This is a genomic window from Streptomyces oryzae, assembly GCF_017676365.1.
In the GTDB taxonomy this organism is placed as follows: domain Bacteria; phylum Actinomycetota; class Actinomycetes; order Streptomycetales; family Streptomycetaceae; genus Streptomyces; species Streptomyces oryzae.
In genome coordinates, this window is the sequence record NZ_JADKMA010000171.1 from 1 (window position 1) to 16,975 (window position 16,975).

Sequence of the window (16,975 nt, forward strand, 5' to 3'; positions counted from 1 at the left end):
GTGCCGGGGGTGGGGCCGTCGGGGGTGTCGCTGCTGCCGTTGTCGTTCCCGTGCGTGGTCATACCTGGTCCTCGACAATCTTCTCGGCGTCCTTGACGCGGAGGCGGCCGGACATGAGTTGGGGGAGGAGGGTGTCGCGGAGGGTGGCGAGGGTCTTCGACTCACGGCGAGCCGCGAGAATCGACTGGGCCAGGGAACGAATCTGGCCGCCGACCTCGCCGAACTGCCGGGGGTCGACCACCTCCGTCTCCATCACCTCTGCTGGACGCACACGCTGGTGACTCTTGGACGTTCCGGTGACCTTCGCCGCCAGCTCCTCAAGGAACTTCCGCTGCGCCACTACCGACCAGAGTTCATGCGTGGAGATGCCAAGTCCAGGCACAAGAACCAGGAACTCCGTTGACGCCAGAGAGGGAACCGACCCATCTGGCACCACATCCCAAGCCCTTGGAATCTCAGGGTTCAGCTTGGACAGAAGGACCGCAGGGGAATCGATCACAAACTTCCCGCTCTTAATCGAGAGCGGAGAACAACGATCAGGAGCCTTCCTGGAATCGAAGGCCGGCAGGCTGTAGTGATCGACGAGATCGTCGGACAGCTCCTGAGGGACCTGCTGAACCTTACTGAGGTCGGCGATCTCGCCCAGCCGAATCCGTTTTTCCCATCGCTCATCGAGAGCCAGAGCCAAGGCCAGTTCGTCCGCCGTGACCGCGATGCGCTCATTGACGGCGATCTTGTCGTCCAGCACCCCGAGCACATCTGCCACAGCTTCTTGCTCGGCACGCACCGGCAACTGAACTTTATGAGTCTGAGAGAAGCGCGTGAACTGGAAGCGCGCTACCCCTGTGTGCTGAACCTGATGCATCCACATATCGCCGCGGGCATACAGGTGCTGCAAATACCAATAGATGAAACGTGGACTCGCTACATCTGGATCAACGCGCAAAAAACGCGCGAAACTCGCACATGTGACATCCCCAGGGAAGGCATCCAAAACGTCCTGGGATACCAGGACACTGCGACCAGTAGGCCGTTCACGCGACCCTCCAGCTGTCTCGATCAGAATATCGTTTGCGCGCAGCAGACGGCGCCCCATCGTCTTCTCCGAGAGAAACCTAAGCGGCACTCCACCAATCCGCCCCCGACTAACTTCCGAAAAGTCCGTCCCTCGAATTACGTGCACTGGAGCATGTCCTGACGTGGGTTCACCAACTCCCCAGTCGCCATCCTTCGTCTCACTCAGGAGATCACGGAAGACCATTTCCGATTCAAACACTGGTCCTCCCGAGCTGCTCGCGCACCGACTTCGCCAGCTCGTCCGACTTGCCGAACAGCTCGTATAGCTCCCCCGTCAGCCGCTCGATCTTCTCCGCGACCGCCTCGGCGTCCTCCTCCTCCGCTGCAACCGCCCCGACGTACCGCCCCGGTGTCAGCACGTAACCATGCTCCTGCACCGTCTTCAGGTCCGCGCTGGCGCAGAACCCCGGCATATCCGCGTACGACTCCCCCGCGTCCTTCGCGCTCGTCGTCCCCCGCCACGCGTGGTAGGTCCCCGCGATCTTCGCGAGATCGGCCTCCGTCAGGACGCGCTCGGTGCGGTCGACCATCTCGCCCATGTCCCGGGCGTCGATGAACAGAATCTCTCCCCGGCGATCCGCAGCCGCGACCTTCTGCCCCTTCACACCCCCCGGCGACTTGTCCTTCGCCAGGAACCACAAACAAGCCGGAATCGCCGTCGTCCGGAACAGCTGCGCCGGCAGCGCGACCATGCACGCCACCATATCCCCGTCCACCAGCGCCTGCCGGATCTCGCCCTCCCCGCCCTGCTGGCTGCTCATCGAGCCGTTGGCGAGGACGACGCCAGCCGTCCCCCGCTCGCCCAGCTTGCTGATCATGTGCTGGAGCCAGGCGTAGTTGGCGTTACCCCTGGGCGGAACTCCGTACTTCCACCGCGAATCCGACTCATTCCGCGCCCAGTCCTTGATGTTGAAGGGCGGGTTGGCCATGACGTAGTCGGCCTTGAGATCGGGGTGCTTGTCGTCGGCGAACGTGTCGCCCCAGCGGGCGGCGAGGTTGCCGTCAATGCCGTGGATGGCGAGGTTCATCTTGGCCAGGCGCCAGGTGCGTTCGTTGAGTTCCTGGCCGTAGACGGAGATGTCGGCCTTGTGGCCGCGGCCACGATGGGCCTCGATGAACTTGGCGGCCTGGACGAACATGCCGCCGGAGCCGCAGGCCGGGTCGTACACGCGGCCCTCGTACGGTTCCAGGACCTCCACGAGGAGGCGGACGACGCTGCTCGGGGTGTAGAACTCGCCGCCCCGCTTACCTTCCGCGCGGGCGAAGTTGCCGAGGAAGTACTCGTAGACCTCGCCGAGGACATCCTGGGCGGGCCTGTCGTCGCTGCCGCCGAAGCGGGCGTCGGTGATGAGGTCGACGAGTTCGGCCAGGCGCTTCTTGTCGACGTTGTCCTTGTTGAAGATCTTGGGGAGGACGCCGGTCAGCGAAGGGTTGGCCTTCATGATGGCGTCCATCGCCTGGTCGAGGACCTCGCCTACGTTGCCGCTCTTTGCGTTGGCGGAGATCGAGGACCAGCGGGCGCTCTCGGGGACCCAGAAGACGTGGTGCCCGGTGTACTCGTCCTGGTCCTCCAGGAACTCCTCCAGGCGGTCTTCGGCGATGCCTTCCTCCGCGAGCTCCTTGGCGAGCTGTTCGCGGCGCTCTTCGAAGGCGTCGGAGACGTACTTGAGGAAGATCAGGCCGAGGACGAACTCCTTGTACTGGTTGGCGTCCATGGAGCCGCGCAGCTTGTCGGCGGCCTTCCAGAGGATGGCCTGGATCTCCTTGGGCGTGGAGGCGGTGAACAGCTCCGCCTGGTCGGCGGGCTTCTTCTTCCGGGGAGGCATGGTCGCTCGGGTCTCCTTCACGAGTCGGACGAGGGTTGGACGAGAGAGGGTTCGGTGAGGGTCAGCGTGCCGTCGACGAGGCCGGCGGCGGTCAGGGTGGTCAGGTCGTCGAGGGCCGCCGCGTGCTGGCGCAGCAGGGCTGTTCGGCGGGCAATGTCGGCGAGGAGCGCGTCGTAACGTTCGGCCTCGTCGCCGAGGAGGTCGGGGATGAGGAGGTCCTCTATGGGGCGGGCGGAGCGGACCGCGCCGTTCACCCGCCGGTGTTCGGTGGCCGCCGAGCGCAGGAGCGCCGCCAGGACGCGGGGCCGTACGGGATGCTCGGCATCGGGCCGTGCGCGCAGGACGCGGGCGGGGAAGGCCACCACGGACAGGCCCTCGTCGTCGACGTACGCGCCGAAGCTCGGGGTGGCGGTGACGACGATGTCGCCGGGTTCGGTGAAGTAGGCGTGCTCGTAGGTGGTGTGGAGTACGGCGCGGTCGATGCGGTGGCTTCCGACCGGCGCGCTGCCGGTGATCTCGGCCGGGGTGAGGACGGTGTAGTGGCCCTTGCCTCCGGTGAGGAGGTGTTCGGCGGCGATGCGGTGGCCGGGCAGTCGGCGCAGGCGGCGGTCCTTGAGCAGCCGGGCCACGGTGGTGCGGCGGGCCGGCTGGGCGTCGGGGCGCAGGACGGCGTTGGCGCGGATCGTGGGCGCGTGGTCGAGTGCGCTACGGGTGGCGTCGATCAGCTGCTGGAGGCGGAGTTCGGTCTCGGAGATGCGGGCCGGGCGTTCGACGACGGTGCGGGTGTAGCGGTCGGCGTGCGGGCGGTGCTGTGGGGTGAACGCGGCCCCCGGTGCACCGGTCAGCGCGGTGGCCCGGACGACGGCGGCGTGGCGCGGTTCGTGGCGGCTGTCCGCCCGCCAGCCGGCGTCGCGGAAGATGTCGATGTCCTCGGCCAGCGCGTCCAGGGTCTGCGGGGTGAGGGGGCGTGAGGCGAGGTCGGCGAGGAGGATCTGGCCGGTGCGCTTGTCTTCGGGGGTGCGGTGCAGAATCCAGATCGCGGTGCGGTGGGCCGGGCGGAAGGGGAGTACGCCTTCGGGGAGGCTGATCGCGGCCTTGAGGAGATGCTGTTCCAGGAAGTCCCGGCGCAGACGGTCCGCTTCCCCGCGGGCAGGCAGGGGCCGGACGAGCGCGTCGGCGGGTCCCAGGACGACGGCAGTGCGGTCCTCGGCGAGGAGGTCGGTGAGGTCCTGCAGGCTCTGCAGGACGGCGAGCGGGCTGCGGGTCTCGGCCGCCTCATAGGGCAGGCAGCAGGCGATGACGTGCGGGTTTCCCCAGTCTTCCGTGGCCAGTTCCTCGCCGTCGGCAAGGTCCATCTCGAATTCCTGGACGCCCTGTGCCATGAGGCGGCGGCGGGCGAGCCGGGCCAGGTCCGGCATCGGGTCCGCGGAGAGGAAGAAAGGTGAGTCCTCGGCGTCGGACACGGATTCGCGCAGGGCGACCAGTAGATCGCCGCTCCGGGGATGCAGGACGGCGGCCGTTGCTCCTTCCTCGCGCTCGTTCAGTCGCGCGAGGCCGGTCAGGCGGGCCATCGTGCGGCTCACCAGCGGAATCGGTTCATCGGCGACGAGGTCGTCGCAGCCCAGGCGGCGGCGTGCGTCCATAACCCGTTCGAGCGCTTCGGCCGGGGTGTAGGCGGCCTCGGTGAGCTGGTCGGCGAGCACGGCGAGCAGGGGGCCCTGACGGTCGGCGTCCGGCAGGTCGCACAGCTCTCTTTGGAGGAAGGTGTCGTCTAAGTCGGTCTCGGCGGCACGCTCCAGGATCGCCTGCCAGGGCAGGTCGGCAAGGGGTTCGTCGAGGAGCTGGCGCAGGCAGAGCAGCGCCGTCACCGTGTCGACCAGGGTGCGGGCGGGGATCGCGCGCCGCCAGGCGGACAGGGTGTGCAGCACCAGCTCCGCCCGGATCTGGCCGGCGTCGGCATTGCCGCGGCCGGTGGACAAAAGCCATTCGGCGACTTCACGGCCGTCGAAGAGCGGGCTGGCTCCCTCGTACGCGACAGGCTCGGGGAAATCCGCGTGCCGACGGGCCCAGGTGGTGACGACGGGACGTTGGACCTGGGCCAAGGTCCCGATTTCGGCGTAACTGATCCGCCAGGAGATCTCCTCGGGCAGGATGGGAGCGGTTGCTTCACGTGTGCCAGCCATGCGGTTCCGCTCCCTTCGTGACGACTGCCTGGTGCTCTCGGTCGAGAACGTTCTCCCAGGGCACCTCACACGCTACAGCCGGTCGAGCTCTCAGCTTCGCCAGCGGTTGATAACCAGGGTTATCAGGTTCTCGAAACATTTTGCCTCCAATCCTCTGGCACCTTCGTCACCATCACCCCGGCACCACCCGCCGGGACGCCAACCCCATACGAGTCCGACCGCACCGGCGTCCTCATCGCCGCACCTCTGCTCCCTTGCCGGGCACTCACCCCTGTCTGCCTCGACACCACCCGTCCCGTAAGGCCGCTCGTGTTACCGAACCGCACCGCAACCTCGCCCCAGGAGACCTCTGTGTCCAGCACCGCGTCGAAGCGCACCCTGTACCGCCTGACCCACGTCAAGGCGACCCCTGAGTCGATGCTCGAAGCCCTCGACGTCGACGCCCTCGACACCCTGGACGCGGTCGTGCGCGACGTCAGCGATCACATGGGAGTTCCCGCCCTCGCGGTGTCCTTCGCCGTAGCGAAGGAGGAAGCCGCCTGGGGCAAGGACATCCTCCGGCTCACCGACGGGTCGGACCTGCTGCAGAGCGAGCAGCGCACCGGCGCACTGCTCATGCTCGCCGTCGACGGCGCGGTGTACGCGATCGGCTTCGACCAGGGGTACCGGCTTCTCCCCACCCAGCTCAAGGACGCGCGCTTCGGTCTGTCCTTCGGTATCCGCGCCATCAACCCGCGGCAGGTGCGGGACTTCACTGCCAGCGTCCTCGGCCAGGCGCGCATCGACAGTTCTCTGATCCATGCCGGCGCCTCCGTACCGGCACTCGGACTCCGGGACCACGGGCGGATCATCCGCCACCTCGGCGGCTACCTCGACGAGGTCGACCTCACCGCAGGGAGCGGCACCAGGAACGGGGCCATGGCCGCGGAGGGCGGCATCGGTCTCCGTATCAAACTCGGCACCACCCCCGCCACACTGATCAAGGACATCCGCGCCATCGCCGCGATCTGCGAGCACGTCGTTCCCCACCCCGACCTGGCCTTCGTCGAGCACATCACCGCGGTCAAGGACCCTTCCCTCATCGACGCGCTCGACGCGGAACTGGACGCCACGCTCGGCCGTCCCGCAGACGGCCGGATCATCACCGCCGTCCCCTTCTCCCAGAGCACCGACCTGCCCCGGTCCACCGCCTGCACCATCAAGATCGGGTCCTGCTCGCCCCACCTCCGGGACGAGTTCAGTCTCGACTACGTCCTGGAGCGGGCCCGTGTGATCAAGGCAGGCGCCCGCGTCACGGCGCTCCGGCAGGGCACCGTCGAACTGTTTCGTGACACGCTCTCCGCACGGACCGCGCTCGCCCCGCGCACCGCCTCCCTGGAAGCCCTGTCCAAGGAAACCGCCATGAAGTGGATCGAGGCCACTTTCTCCCTCGGCTCCCGCACGTTCTGTCTGCTCGACGGTGAGTGGTACGAGCTCGGGGCGAGCTACCTGCGCAACGTCAACGAGACCGTGGCTCCCTTGTTCCCCGACGCGCCCTCCGTCGATCTCCCCCGCTGGCCGCTCGTCGAGAAGCTCAACAAGAAGGGTATGCGCGTGATGCGTCCCGTAGACGAAGGCGACTACAACAAGCTGGCCGCCCAGGCCCGTCGCGGCTGGGTCTGCCTGGACAAGAAGAATGTCCACAACCCCTTTCGGGCAAGCAACTCCGTCGAGATCTGCGACCTGTTCACCGAGGACGACACTCTTGTCCTCGTGAAGCCCGCGCACTCCTCAAGCCCGCTGAGTCACCTGTTCAGCCAGGCGCGCGTCTCCGTTGAGCTCCTCTTCGAGAACGCGCCCGTACGCGCGGAGTTCGCCCGGTCCGTACACGTCAACAGCGATCCGGCCCGCAGCATCCCCGAGGACTTCACCCCGCGCCGCGTCGTCTTCGCGATCCTTCTGAAGGACGGAGCCAAGCTCACGCCGGACTCCCTCTTCCCGTTCTCCGCCATCACCCTGGCCCAGACCGCGAAGGCCCTCGCCGCTCGCGGCGTGGCCGTCGAAGTCATCGGCGTCGAAAGCGAGTCGGCCCAGTCCGCCATGCGCGACGAGGCTGCGTAGCCGCCCGGGACTCTCGCCGTAAACACGCCCTCTATATCTCTCATCCGAACGAGGAGTCCTTTCAGCAGCCCAGAATTCCCGCAAGGGCAGCGGGCATCGTCTCCGGGTGCAGGGCATTCAGGGAACGGCGGGAGGCTACATGGAACAGGCCCTCAACAAGCGGCAGCAGGCCGTGCTCGGCTGGGTGGGCCAGGGGTGTCCCGACGGAGTCTGGCCAGACAGCACGTACAAGACCAGCGGACAAGCCCTGCAGAACCGAGGGCTCATCAAAGTCACCAAACGCCGCGGGCATTGGAGCGCCCACCTCACCGAGAAGGGGCGGCAGCATCTCATCGAACGCGGCATCCGCCCCGTGGAGCAGAGCACCCGACCGCCGGAGCGCCCCGCCCGAAAATCGGCACCGCCGCGCCCCCGAGCCGCGCCGAAGGCCCTTGCGAACTACGCGGACCAGCTACTCGATGAACTGGCCGTTGCGAACGACGGCTGTCTCATCAAGCCCATCGAATCCGGCCCGCACGCGGTGAATTGGGCGTCACGGGTCAACGCCGCCCGCAAGTCCGGCAAGATCCCCCACACGCAGGAAATCCACGGATACCGCACCCACCGCGGCTACGAGATCAAGCTGGTCGACATCCCTGCCTGGCGCCTCGCGGAACTCACCCCGCTCCCTGTGCCGGCCAGACTCACCAAACCCCATGCCGTCGTCGCCGCCCTCCAAAAGCAGCCGCAGCCCATGGGCCTGACCAGACCCCTCCAGGGCCGAGCCCTGCGCATCATCCAAACCCTCATCGCCGCCACCACAGCCCAAGGCCACAAGGCATCGCTCGGAACCACACAAGGCGCGCCCCCACCCCACCGGCGCCGCAAGGCACCACCGCACTTCTCCATCACCGCCCAAGGCGAAAGTGTCGGATTCCTCGTCCTCCAAGAACAGGACCGCAGCGAACACGTCCCCACAGACAAGGAACTCGCCGACGCCAAGAAGCACTCATGGATGCGTATCCCCCGCTTCGACTACACCCCCTCCAGCCGCCTACGCTTCATACTCCGCGGCGGCAGCCCGCACCGTGCAAGCGAATGGGCAGATCTCCCCGACCGGCCTCTGGAAGAACAACTCGCCGAGATCGTGCAGGAGGTCGGACTCCGCGGCGAGGCCGCAGAACGCAAACGCCTTGCAGACCAGCAAGCCAGAGAGGTACAGCAAAAGCGCTGGGAAGCCGCCATGCAGGAAGCCCACGCCGCCTACACCCACGCCTACCGCGTCAAACAGCTCGGAGAACAGGCAGGCACCTGGTACCAGACCAGGCGCCTGACTGAATACGTCGCAGCAGTAGGCGTCCATGCCACATCACTTCCGCCCGGGCAGGAGCGGACTGAGGTCGAGGCGTGGCTCGCGTTCGCGGACGCGCACCTCCAAAACCTCACCGAATCGGCCTCAGCGCCGAAACTGCCCACGCCGCCGAAACCCAGCGGCGACGACCTCAAGCCATTCCTCGGTCACTGGAGCCCCTACGGACCCCGCTCCTACTGAGCCGGACCAAGGGAAATCACACCGCCACGAGCCGGACCCGCTCGCCGCACAGCTTGGCCATGTCGTCAATATCGGAAGTCAGCATGACCACGGGGCGGAGCTGTCGCAGCGCGACCTCGGCGACGGCCGCATCGATCGCGTACTCGTGTCCGTGCAACCCGGCACTCATCAGCAACTTCGAGGCAGCCCTCGCCTCTTCGTCACCGACCGGGACGACCCGCAGCCCGGAAAGCACCCAGTTCAGGCGGGACTTGTTCGTACGGGCGTGGACTGCCTCGATGATGGCGAGCGCACTGATCACCACCTCCATGCCGCGCGAGCGCGCCTCAGCGATCAGAGCCACCACCTGTTCTTCGTCAGCGAGCAGCTTCGAGAGTCCCTCGCTGTCGAGGACGAGCGTCCCCTCGTGACTCAGCCTGCGGCGGGCCACTCGGCCTCCTCGGCGAACACCTCGTCGAAGACCTGCCGCGCCCGCTGACGAGCCGGCTCGGAGACCGGCCCCTTGCGGCTCTCGTAGTCCGCCAGGTACTCGTCCAGGACCTGCCCGCGCAGCTCACGCTCGACCGCCTCGGCGATGAACGCGGAGAACTCCCGCTTGCCCACCCGAGCCCGGATCGCCTCCGCGGTCCCCTCCGGCAGCGACAAGCTCACCCGCGTCGCTGGCCCTTCCCCGATGCTGTACGTCGCCTCAGCCATACCCCCGATTGTGTCAAACGAGTAGGAAAAGCGCCACGTCTACACTACCTTCACAGCTCGGCCAGCGCCCCGCTCACGCAAATCCCAGCACGGGCACCCCTATCTCATCCCAGCACGATCCCAGCACGGTAGGGATGAGCAGGGGTGATGACAGGTGACGAGGGGTCAGTTATCCCAGCACCATCCCAGCACGGGAAAAAACAAAGGGCCCGACCCCGAAGAGTCGGACCCTCTCTGACCTGCATGTTTGCCAGATCAGCGACGTGGTGATACGTGAGCCGCTATACGTTGAACCTGAACTCCACCACATCCCCGTCCCGCATGACGTAGTCCTTGCCCTCCATGCGGGCCTTGCCGGCGGCGCGGGCTTCGGTGACGGAGCCGGTTTCGAGGAGGTCCTCGTAGGAGATGACCTCGGCCTTGATGAAGCCCTTTTGGAAGTCGGTGTGGATGACGCCGGCGGCCTCGGGGGCGGTGGCGCCCTGTTTGATGGTCCAGGCGCGGGCTTCCTTGGGGCCTGCGGTCAAGTAGGTCTGCAGGCCGAGGGTGCGGAAGCCGACGTGGGCCAGGGTGGCGAGGCCGGGCTCTTCCTGGCCGACGGTCTGGAGGAGCTCGAGGGCCTCGTCCTCGTCCAGCTCGGCGAGGTCGGCCTCCAGCTTGGCGTTGAGGAAGACGGCCTCGGCGGGGGCCACCAGGGCGCGCTGCTCGTCCTTGAAGGCGTCGTCGGTCAGCTCTTCCTCGTCCACGTTGAAGACGTAGATGAACGGCTTGGTGGTCAGCAGGTGCAGCTCGTGCAGCGGCTCGGCCCGCTCAGTGCCCTGGGCGATGCCGGCGGAGAAGAGGGTGCGGCCCTCCTCCAGGATGTCCTTCGCCTCCTGGACGGCCTTGACCTGCGGCTGCTTGTCCTTCTTGACCCGCGCTTCCTTCTCCAGCCGGGGCAGCACCTTCTCGATCGTCTGGAGGTCGGCCAGGATCAGCTCGGTGTTGATCGTCTCGATGTCGTTCTTGGGCGAGATCTTTCCGTCCACGTGTACGACGTTGTCGTCCTTGAACGCGCGGATGACCTGGCAGATGGCGTCGGACTCCCGGATGTTCGCCAGGAACTTGTTGCCCAGGCCCTCGCCCTCGCTCGCGCCCCGCACGATTCCGGCGATGTCGACGAAGTCGACGGTGGCGGGGAGGACGCGCTGGGAGTTGAAGATCTCGGCCAGCTTCCCGAGCCGGGGATCGGGGACGCCCACGACACCGACGTTCGGCTCGATGGTGGCGAACGGGTAGTTGGCCGCCAGCACCTCGTTCTTGGTCAGGGCGTTGAAAAGGGTCGACTTGCCGACGTTCGGCAGGCCGACGATTCCGATCGTGAGCGACACGTTGCGACTACTTCCCGTTGCCCCTGGCAGGGGTTCTCCGTAGTGGGGTCTTTACGCGGACAGGCGGCCCGGAGGCCGACCACCCAGTCTACGGGCGCCCGGAGTCGCACTCCCCTGGGCTTCCCAGCCGGCTGGGAACGGCAGGTGGGCGACGCGCGGACGGCGCTCGGGCCGCGCGCAGGCGGCCGGACTGTGCCGGATCGGTGGCGTTGGCGGATTCCGCGTGTTCATGACGGCGACCGCGGGCCCGTACCACCTACCGTGGCCCGGTGGAGCAACGCAGCGCGCGCACGACCCAGCACGACCCGTACGAGCGGCACGGGGCCCCTCCCCCGGGCGAGGGCGCCGAAGGTGGCGCGGCCGCCCCCCGGCGCAGCCCGCGGCTCCCGCATCCGGCCGCGCCCGAGCGGCAGGCGTCCCCGCGAACGGCGCCTGAGCGAAAAGCGCCCCCGCGGGAAACAGGTCAGCGGCCATCGGGCCTTCGGCGGGCAGCCCGGAGCGGGGCAGCCCTGGGCGGGGCGGCCCGGCAGCTGCGGCGCGGGCAGGGAGCGGCAGCGTCACGTACGGCCGATGGCCGGCGGCGCAAGGGGCAGGCGAGCGGCAGGATGCCGACGCCCAGGCTCACGGGCCTGGGCGTCGGAGTATTCGCCTCACTGCTGATGGTGCTGCTCGGCGGCCTGGTGTCGCTGATGCCCGGCGGGGCGCCCGCGTTCTACGGCATCGGGTTCGTACTGGCCGCGATGGCCGCCGCGGTGTGGGTGCGGCCGGCCGAGCTGTTCGCGGCGCCGATCGCGGCGCCGATCGCCTACACCATCGGGCTGTTCTTCGCGGGGGGCACCGGCGACGGCTTCGGTGGGGTGCTGCAGAACGTCTTCACAGGGCTGGCGCTGCACGCGGTATGGCTGTACGCGGGCACGGTGGCCGCCGCGCTGATCGCGCTCGTACGGAAGGCCGCACTCCTCGTGGAGGCACGCCGCACCCGGCGGCACGCCGAGACCAGCTGACACCCGGCACCGGCCAACAGGCACCGAGCCCCAGGGATCGGACCCAGGCACCCCGGCGCAATGCGTCAGACGCCAGGCCCCGGCCGCCAGGCACCGAGCCCCAGGCGCCACAGGCACCGAGCGCCATACGTCAGGCCCCGGCGTCAGGCACCCGGCACCAGCCCCCAGCCCCCAGCCCTCAGGCCCGCAACCGCTCGGCGGCCTCGGTGCGCAGATCGCGGCGCAGCTCCTTCGGGAGCGAGAACTGCATGTGCTCGTCGACCGGCTTGACGATCTCGACCTCGTCCCAGCCGCGCTGCGCCAGCCACTCCAGGACGCCGTCGACCAGCACCTCGGGCACGGACGCACCGGAGGACAGGCCGATCGTCTCGACGCCCTCCAGCCATGCCTCGTCGATCTCCTCCGCGTTGTCGACCAGGTGGCCGTCCTTGGCGCCGTGAGCCAGCGCGGTCTCGACCAGGCGTACGGAGTTGGAGGAGTTCCTGGAGCCGACGACCAGCACCAGGTCGGCGTCGGCGGCGACCTGCTTGATGGCGGTCTGCCGGTTCTGCGTGGCGTAGCAGATGTCGTCGCTGGGCGGCGAGAGCAAGTTCGGGTAGCGGCCCTTGAGCGCGTCGACGGTCTCCATCGTCTCGTCCACCGAAAGGGTGGTCTGGGAGAGCCACACGACCTTGTCGGGGTCCCGGACCTCGACGTTCTCCACGTCCTCCGGACCGTCGACCAGCGTGATGTGGTCGGGGGCCTCGCCGCTGGTGCCGATGACCTCCTCGTGGCCCTCGTGGCCGATCAGGAGGATGTCGTAGTCCTCCTTGGCGTACCGCACGGCCTCCTTGTGCACCTTGGTGACCAGGGGGCAGGTGGCGTCGATGGTGGCCAGCTTCCCGCGCTCGGCCTCCTGGTGGACGGTGGGGGCCACACCGTGCGCCGAGAAGATGACGATCTCGCCCTCGGGCACCTCGTCCGTCTCCTCCACGAAGATGGCGCCCTTTTTCTCCAGCGTCTGGACCACGTACTTGTTGTGCACGATCTCGTGCCGTACGTAGATCGGAGCGCCGTACTGCTCCAGTGCCTTCTCCACGGCGATCACCGCACGGTCCACGCCCGCGCAGTAGCCCCGGGGGGCGGCGAGCAGGACGCGGCGGCGGCCCGGAGCGGTGGATTGCGGTGCGGTGGTTTCCGGTGCGTCGGCGGGCCTGCGGTCGGGCGAACCAGTCATGGCTCCATCGTAAGGGCCGAACTCGTAACGCTCTGGCCAGCGGACGACACCCCTCCTCAGAGGCCGGGGAGCGTGGTGGCAGTCGGGGCGTACGTCTGTAGGCACGCGCCCCGCCGCCGTCGGTGGGCACGCCCCGCCCCCGCTGCCAGGAGGCTGCCAGGAGGTGTCTTCTGCGGCAAGCTGGGCCCCATGCCTCGAGCTCGCTCGCACACAGCAGCCGAAATCCTGGGGGACACGCCGGGCGGACCGCTGCGGCGCAGTCTGAGCCTGCGGGATCTGATCGTCTATGGGCTGCTGTTCATCGCACCTATGGCGCCGGTCGGTATCTACGGTGCACTGGATGCGCGCAGCCATGGCGTGGTCCCGCTGGTGTACGTGGTCGCAACAGTGGCCATGTCGTTCACGGCCTACTCCTACGCCCGGATGATCCATACGGTGCCGCAGGCGGGCTCTGTGTACGCGTACGCGCGCGTGGGCCTCGGAAACAGCGCGGGCTTCATGGCCGGCTGGATGCTGATGCTGGACTATCTGCTCATCCCGGCTGTCGCCTACCTCTTCTCGGGCATCGCCATGGAGCAGCTGGTGCCCGAGGTGGACCAGTGGGTCTGGACGGCCATCGCTGTGGTGGTGACAACAGCGCTCAATCTCTCCGGCGTACGCCGCGCGGCAGTGGCCGGTTTTCTGGTGCTGGCCATGGAGATCCTGGTGCTGGCCGTCTTCGTGGCGGCCGCGCTGGTGGTGCTGGCACAGGACGGGCCGCAGCGCGGCTGGCTCACACCGCTCACCGGGGACCGCGCCTTCTCGCTGACGGCGCTGCTGGGCGCGGTCTCCGTCGCGGTGCTGTCCTTCCTGGGCTTCGACGCCATCGCGAACTTCGCCGAGGAGGCGGTGGGCAGCAGGAGCGACCGCGCCACGCTTGTCGCCCGGGCGCTGGTGTGGTGCCTGCTGGTGACCGGGGTGCTCTTCATCATCCAGACGTACCTGGCCGCGCTGCTGTCCCAGGATTCCTCACGCCGCCTCGCCGAGGACCCCGCCTCCCAGGGCGCCGCCTTCTACACGGCGACCAAGGCGGCGGTCGGCGGCTGGCTGCAGACCACGGTGGCGGTGAGCAAGGCGATCGGCGCCGCCTTCGCAGCACTGGCCGGGCAGGCGGCCGCGGCCCGGCTGCTGTACGCCATGGCCAGGGACCGGCGGCTGCCCAGGGTGCTGGGCGGCGTCAGCTCGCGCACCGGAGTGCCGGCGCGTGCGCTGCTGCTGAGCGCGTTGCTGACGCTGTGCGCCGCGGTGTGGGCCGCGCGCGCCGCCGCGGGTCTGGACCGGCTGGTCTCCGTCGTGGACATCGGCGCGCTGTTCGGCTTCGGCATGCTGCATCTGTCGGTCATGGGCTACTACGGGCTGAGCCGGCGCCTGGGCAGCAGCCCGGAGGGTGCGCCCGAGTCTCCCGAGGCGCCGGGGGACGACAGCGCGGCGGAGCCGTCGGGCGGGCACCGGATGAGTGTGCTGTGGGACTGGGCGGTTCCGCTGGTGGGCCTGGGGATCGTCATCGCGGTGATCGTCACCGCCAGCCGGGAGGCGCACTGGGTGGGGCTGGTGTGGCTGGGGATCGGGCTGCTGTGGCTGACAGTGCTACGCGCGCGTGGCCGGACCGGTCGCGCGCGTGACCGGACTGTCAGTGACAGGCCCTAGCCTTCTCGCATGGCTCTCACCACGTCCGCCGACTCCCCGATCCCCGTCAGCGAGGTCTCCCGGCTGATCCGTGGCTGGATCGACCGGCTGGGCGCCGTCTGGGTCGAAGGGCAGATCATCCAGCTCTCGCCCCGGCCGGGCGCCGGAATGGTCTTCCTGACGCTGCGCGACCCCTCGCGCGAGGTCTCCCTCAGCGTCACCTGCTTCCGCCAGGTGTACGAGGAGGTCAAGGACGTCATCGGCGAGGGCACCCGGGTCGTCGTCCACGCCAAGCCGGAGTGGTACGAGAAGACGGGGCGGCTCTCGCTGCGTGCCGCCGAGATCCGTCCGGTGGGCGTGGGCGAGCTGCTGGCCCGGCTGGAGCGGCTGCGCAAGGCGCTGGCGGCCGAGGGGCTGTTCGCGGCGGAGCGCAAGAAGCGGCTGCCCTTCCTGCCCCAGCGGATAGGGCTGATCACCGGCCGGGCCTCGGACGCCGAGCGGGATGTGCTGCACACCGCGCGGGAGCGCTGGCCCGCGGTGCGCTTCGAGGTGCGCAACACCGCGGTGCAGGGCGCCTACGCCGTCTCGCAGATCATCGAGGCGCTGCAGGAGCTGGACGCCCGCCAGGACGTGGACGTGATCATCGTGACGCGGGGCGGCGGCGGGATGGAGGATCTGCTGCCGTTCTCGGACGAGCGCCTGGTGCGCGCCGTCGCCGCTGCGCGCACGCCGGTGGTCTCGGCCATCGGGCACGAGGCGGACTCGCCGCTGCTGGATCTGGTGGCCGACCTCCGTTCGCGTACGCCGACACACGCCGCCAAGGACACCGTTCCGGATGTCGGCGAGGAGCACGAGCGGGTGCGGGCGATGCGGGAGCGCGCCTGGCGGGTGATCAACGGGCTGCTGGAGCGCGAGGAGCGGGGCCTTGCCGAGGTGATGAGCCGCCCTGCGATGGCCGATCCGCACGTGATGGTGGAGGGCCGCGAGGAGGAGATCGCGGGGCTGCTCGACCGCTCCCGCCGCTGCCTCGACCACCGGCTGGCCCGCGCGGAGGACGCGCTGACGCACACTCACGCCCGGGTGGTCGCGCTGTCACCGGCCGCGACGCTGCAGCGGGGGTACGCGGTGCTCCAGCGTGCGGACGGCGCCGTCGTCCGGGACGCCGCCGAGGTCGCGGAGGGCGACCTGCTGCGGGCCCGGGTCGCCGAGGGGGAGTTCGGCGTCGCTGTCGGACCCCACGCATAGGCTGGCGGGTATGACGACGGAAACGGAAGGCCGGACGGCCAACGGCGGCCCCGCAGCTGCCGCGGCGGATGGCTCGGGGGACGGCGCGGCAGGCACCTCGCAGGCGGAGCTGGCGACGGCGGACGCGCTCAGCTACGAGCAGGCGCGGGCCGAGCTGGTCGAGGTCGTGCAGCGTCTGGAGTCCGGCGGCTCGACTCTGGAGGAGTCGCTGGCGCTGTGGGAGCGCGGCGAGGAGCTGGCGGGCATCTGCCGGGCCTGGCTGGACGGAGCACGGGCCCGGCTGGACGCGGTGCTGGAGGAGGAAGCCGAGGAAGAGGCGGAGGAGGCCGAGGAGGAGGACGTGTAAGGGGTCACAGGAGGGTATTGTTCAACCTTGAACTAGTGCTGGTTACACTTGCCGCGCGCACCCTGTACGCCGCACGACAAAGGCAAGGCACCCTTCCATGGCTCTAGCCCTCGACCCCGCAGCCCAGGACCTCCTCTTCCGCGAGGCGCACACCGCCAACACCTTCACGGACGAACCGGTCACCGAAGAGCAGATCCAGGCGATATACGACCTGGTGAAGTACGGGCCCACGGCGTTCAACCAGTCGCCGCTGCGCCTGACGCTGCTGCGCTCCCCCGAGGCCCGCGAGCGGCTGCTGACACACATGGCGGAGGGCAACGTGCCCAAGACCCGCACGGCTCCGCTGACCGCGATCCTCTCCTACGACGTGGACTTCCACGAGCGGCTGCCGGAGCTCTTCCCGCACGCCCCGCACATCAAGGACGCGGTCTTCTCCGAGGAGAGCTCGCGGGAGGCAGCCGGCGCGCTCAACGCCGGCCTCCAGGCCGGGTACTTCATCCTCGGCGTGCGCGCCGCCGGGCTCGCCGCCGGCCCGATGACCGGCTTCGACCCGCAGGGCGTCAACAAGGAGTTCTTCGGCGACGGCCGGCAGCGCGTCCTGCTGGTCGTCAACATCGGCAAGCCGGGCCCCGACGCGTTCGCCCCGCGTTCGCCGCGCCTGTCCTACGACGATGTGGCCACCGTCCTGTGAGGCGCTGACCCCGCCCCGCTGACCC

General features: G+C 68.8%; 14 protein-coding genes. 7 read left to right on the forward strand and 7 right to left on the reverse strand.

Annotated elements, in window-relative coordinates:
* Positions 1–58 precede the first annotated feature (58 nt).
* The 3 genes from ITI46_RS26495 to ITI46_RS26505 all read right to left on the reverse strand — a co-directional run bounded on the left by ITI46_RS26495 (position 59) and on the right by ITI46_RS26505 (position 5,086).
* A complete protein-coding gene (locus tag ITI46_RS26495) occupies positions 59–1,096 on the reverse strand; it encodes a restriction endonuclease subunit S domain-containing protein (RefSeq protein WP_209242423.1) in 1,038 nt (345 codons plus the stop codon).
* 172 nt (positions 1,097–1,268) lie between these two features.
* Complete coding sequence (locus ITI46_RS26500; protein WP_209242424.1) at positions 1,269–2,903, reverse strand: class I SAM-dependent DNA methyltransferase; 1,635 nt, start codon at positions 2,901–2,903, stop codon at positions 1,269–1,271.
* A gap of 17 nt (positions 2,904–2,920) precedes the next feature.
* Positions 2,921–5,086, reverse strand: coding sequence for a DNA methyltransferase family protein (locus ITI46_RS26505; RefSeq protein WP_209242425.1), 2,166 nt, complete (start codon positions 5,084–5,086; stop codon positions 2,921–2,923).
* A 351-nt stretch (positions 5,087–5,437) separates the two neighbouring features.
* On the opposite strand from ITI46_RS26505, the gene ITI46_RS26510 reads away from it, so the two are divergent.
* Positions 5,438–7,186 (forward strand): DUF6119 family protein, encoded by a 1,749-nt coding sequence (locus tag ITI46_RS26510; RefSeq protein WP_209242426.1) that lies wholly within the window; start codon positions 5,438–5,440, stop codon positions 7,184–7,186.
* Between the two features lie 139 nt (positions 7,187–7,325).
* On the forward strand, positions 7,326–8,717 hold the full coding sequence (locus ITI46_RS26515; protein ID WP_209242427.1) for a hypothetical protein: 1,392 nt from the start codon (positions 7,326–7,328) through the stop codon (positions 8,715–8,717).
* Positions 8,718–8,733: 16 nt separating this feature from the next.
* Here the strand turns inward: ITI46_RS26515 and ITI46_RS26520 are convergent, their stop codons facing one another.
* From ITI46_RS26520 to ychF, 3 genes are all read right to left on the reverse strand, one after another.
* Complete coding sequence (locus ITI46_RS26520) at positions 8,734–9,147, reverse strand: DNA-binding protein (protein ID WP_209242428.1); 414 nt, start codon at positions 9,145–9,147, stop codon at positions 8,734–8,736.
* Entirely contained in the window at positions 9,129–9,413 is a 285-nt protein-coding gene (locus ITI46_RS26525) for a hypothetical protein (protein WP_028438980.1), read from the reverse strand. The genes ITI46_RS26520 and ITI46_RS26525 overlap by 19 nt, the downstream gene beginning before the upstream one ends.
* A gap of 281 nt (positions 9,414–9,694) precedes the next feature.
* Positions 9,695–10,783, reverse strand: coding sequence for a redox-regulated ATPase YchF (gene ychF, locus ITI46_RS26530; RefSeq protein WP_209242429.1), 1,089 nt, complete (start codon positions 10,781–10,783; stop codon positions 9,695–9,697).
* A gap of 605 nt (positions 10,784–11,388) precedes the next feature.
* Here ychF and ITI46_RS26535 point away from each other — a divergent pair.
* A complete protein-coding gene (locus ITI46_RS26535) occupies positions 11,389–11,787 on the forward strand; it encodes a DUF6542 domain-containing protein (RefSeq protein WP_209242430.1) in 399 nt (132 codons plus the stop codon).
* A gap of 178 nt (positions 11,788–11,965) precedes the next feature.
* Here ITI46_RS26535 and ITI46_RS26540 read toward each other — a convergent pair whose 3' ends face one another.
* Complete coding sequence (locus ITI46_RS26540) at positions 11,966–13,003, reverse strand: 4-hydroxy-3-methylbut-2-enyl diphosphate reductase (protein WP_209242431.1); 1,038 nt, start codon at positions 13,001–13,003, stop codon at positions 11,966–11,968.
* A 189-nt stretch (positions 13,004–13,192) separates the two neighbouring features.
* On the opposite strand from ITI46_RS26540, the gene ITI46_RS26545 reads away from it, so the two are divergent.
* The 4 genes from ITI46_RS26545 to ITI46_RS26560 all read left to right on the forward strand — a co-directional run bounded on the left by ITI46_RS26545 (position 13,193) and on the right by ITI46_RS26560 (position 16,950).
* Positions 13,193–14,689 carry an APC family permease gene (locus ITI46_RS26545; protein ID WP_209242432.1) on the forward strand — a complete coding sequence of 499 codons (1,497 nt, stop codon included), beginning with the start codon at positions 13,193–13,195 and terminating at the stop codon, positions 14,687–14,689.
* 9 nt (positions 14,690–14,698) lie between these two features.
* Positions 14,699–15,913: an exodeoxyribonuclease VII large subunit gene (gene xseA, locus ITI46_RS26550; RefSeq protein ID WP_209242433.1), complete on the forward strand. Its 1,215-nt coding sequence runs from the start codon at positions 14,699–14,701 to the stop codon at positions 15,911–15,913.
* Between the two features lie 10 nt (positions 15,914–15,923).
* Entirely contained in the window at positions 15,924–16,259 is a 336-nt protein-coding gene (locus tag ITI46_RS26555; RefSeq protein ID WP_209242434.1) for an exodeoxyribonuclease VII small subunit, read from the forward strand.
* A 97-nt stretch (positions 16,260–16,356) separates the two neighbouring features.
* The gene (locus ITI46_RS26560; protein WP_209242435.1) at positions 16,357–16,950 is read left to right on the forward strand and encodes a malonic semialdehyde reductase; all 594 of its coding nucleotides are present in this window, start codon (positions 16,357–16,359) and stop codon (positions 16,948–16,950) included.
* Positions 16,951–16,975 lie beyond the last annotated feature (25 nt).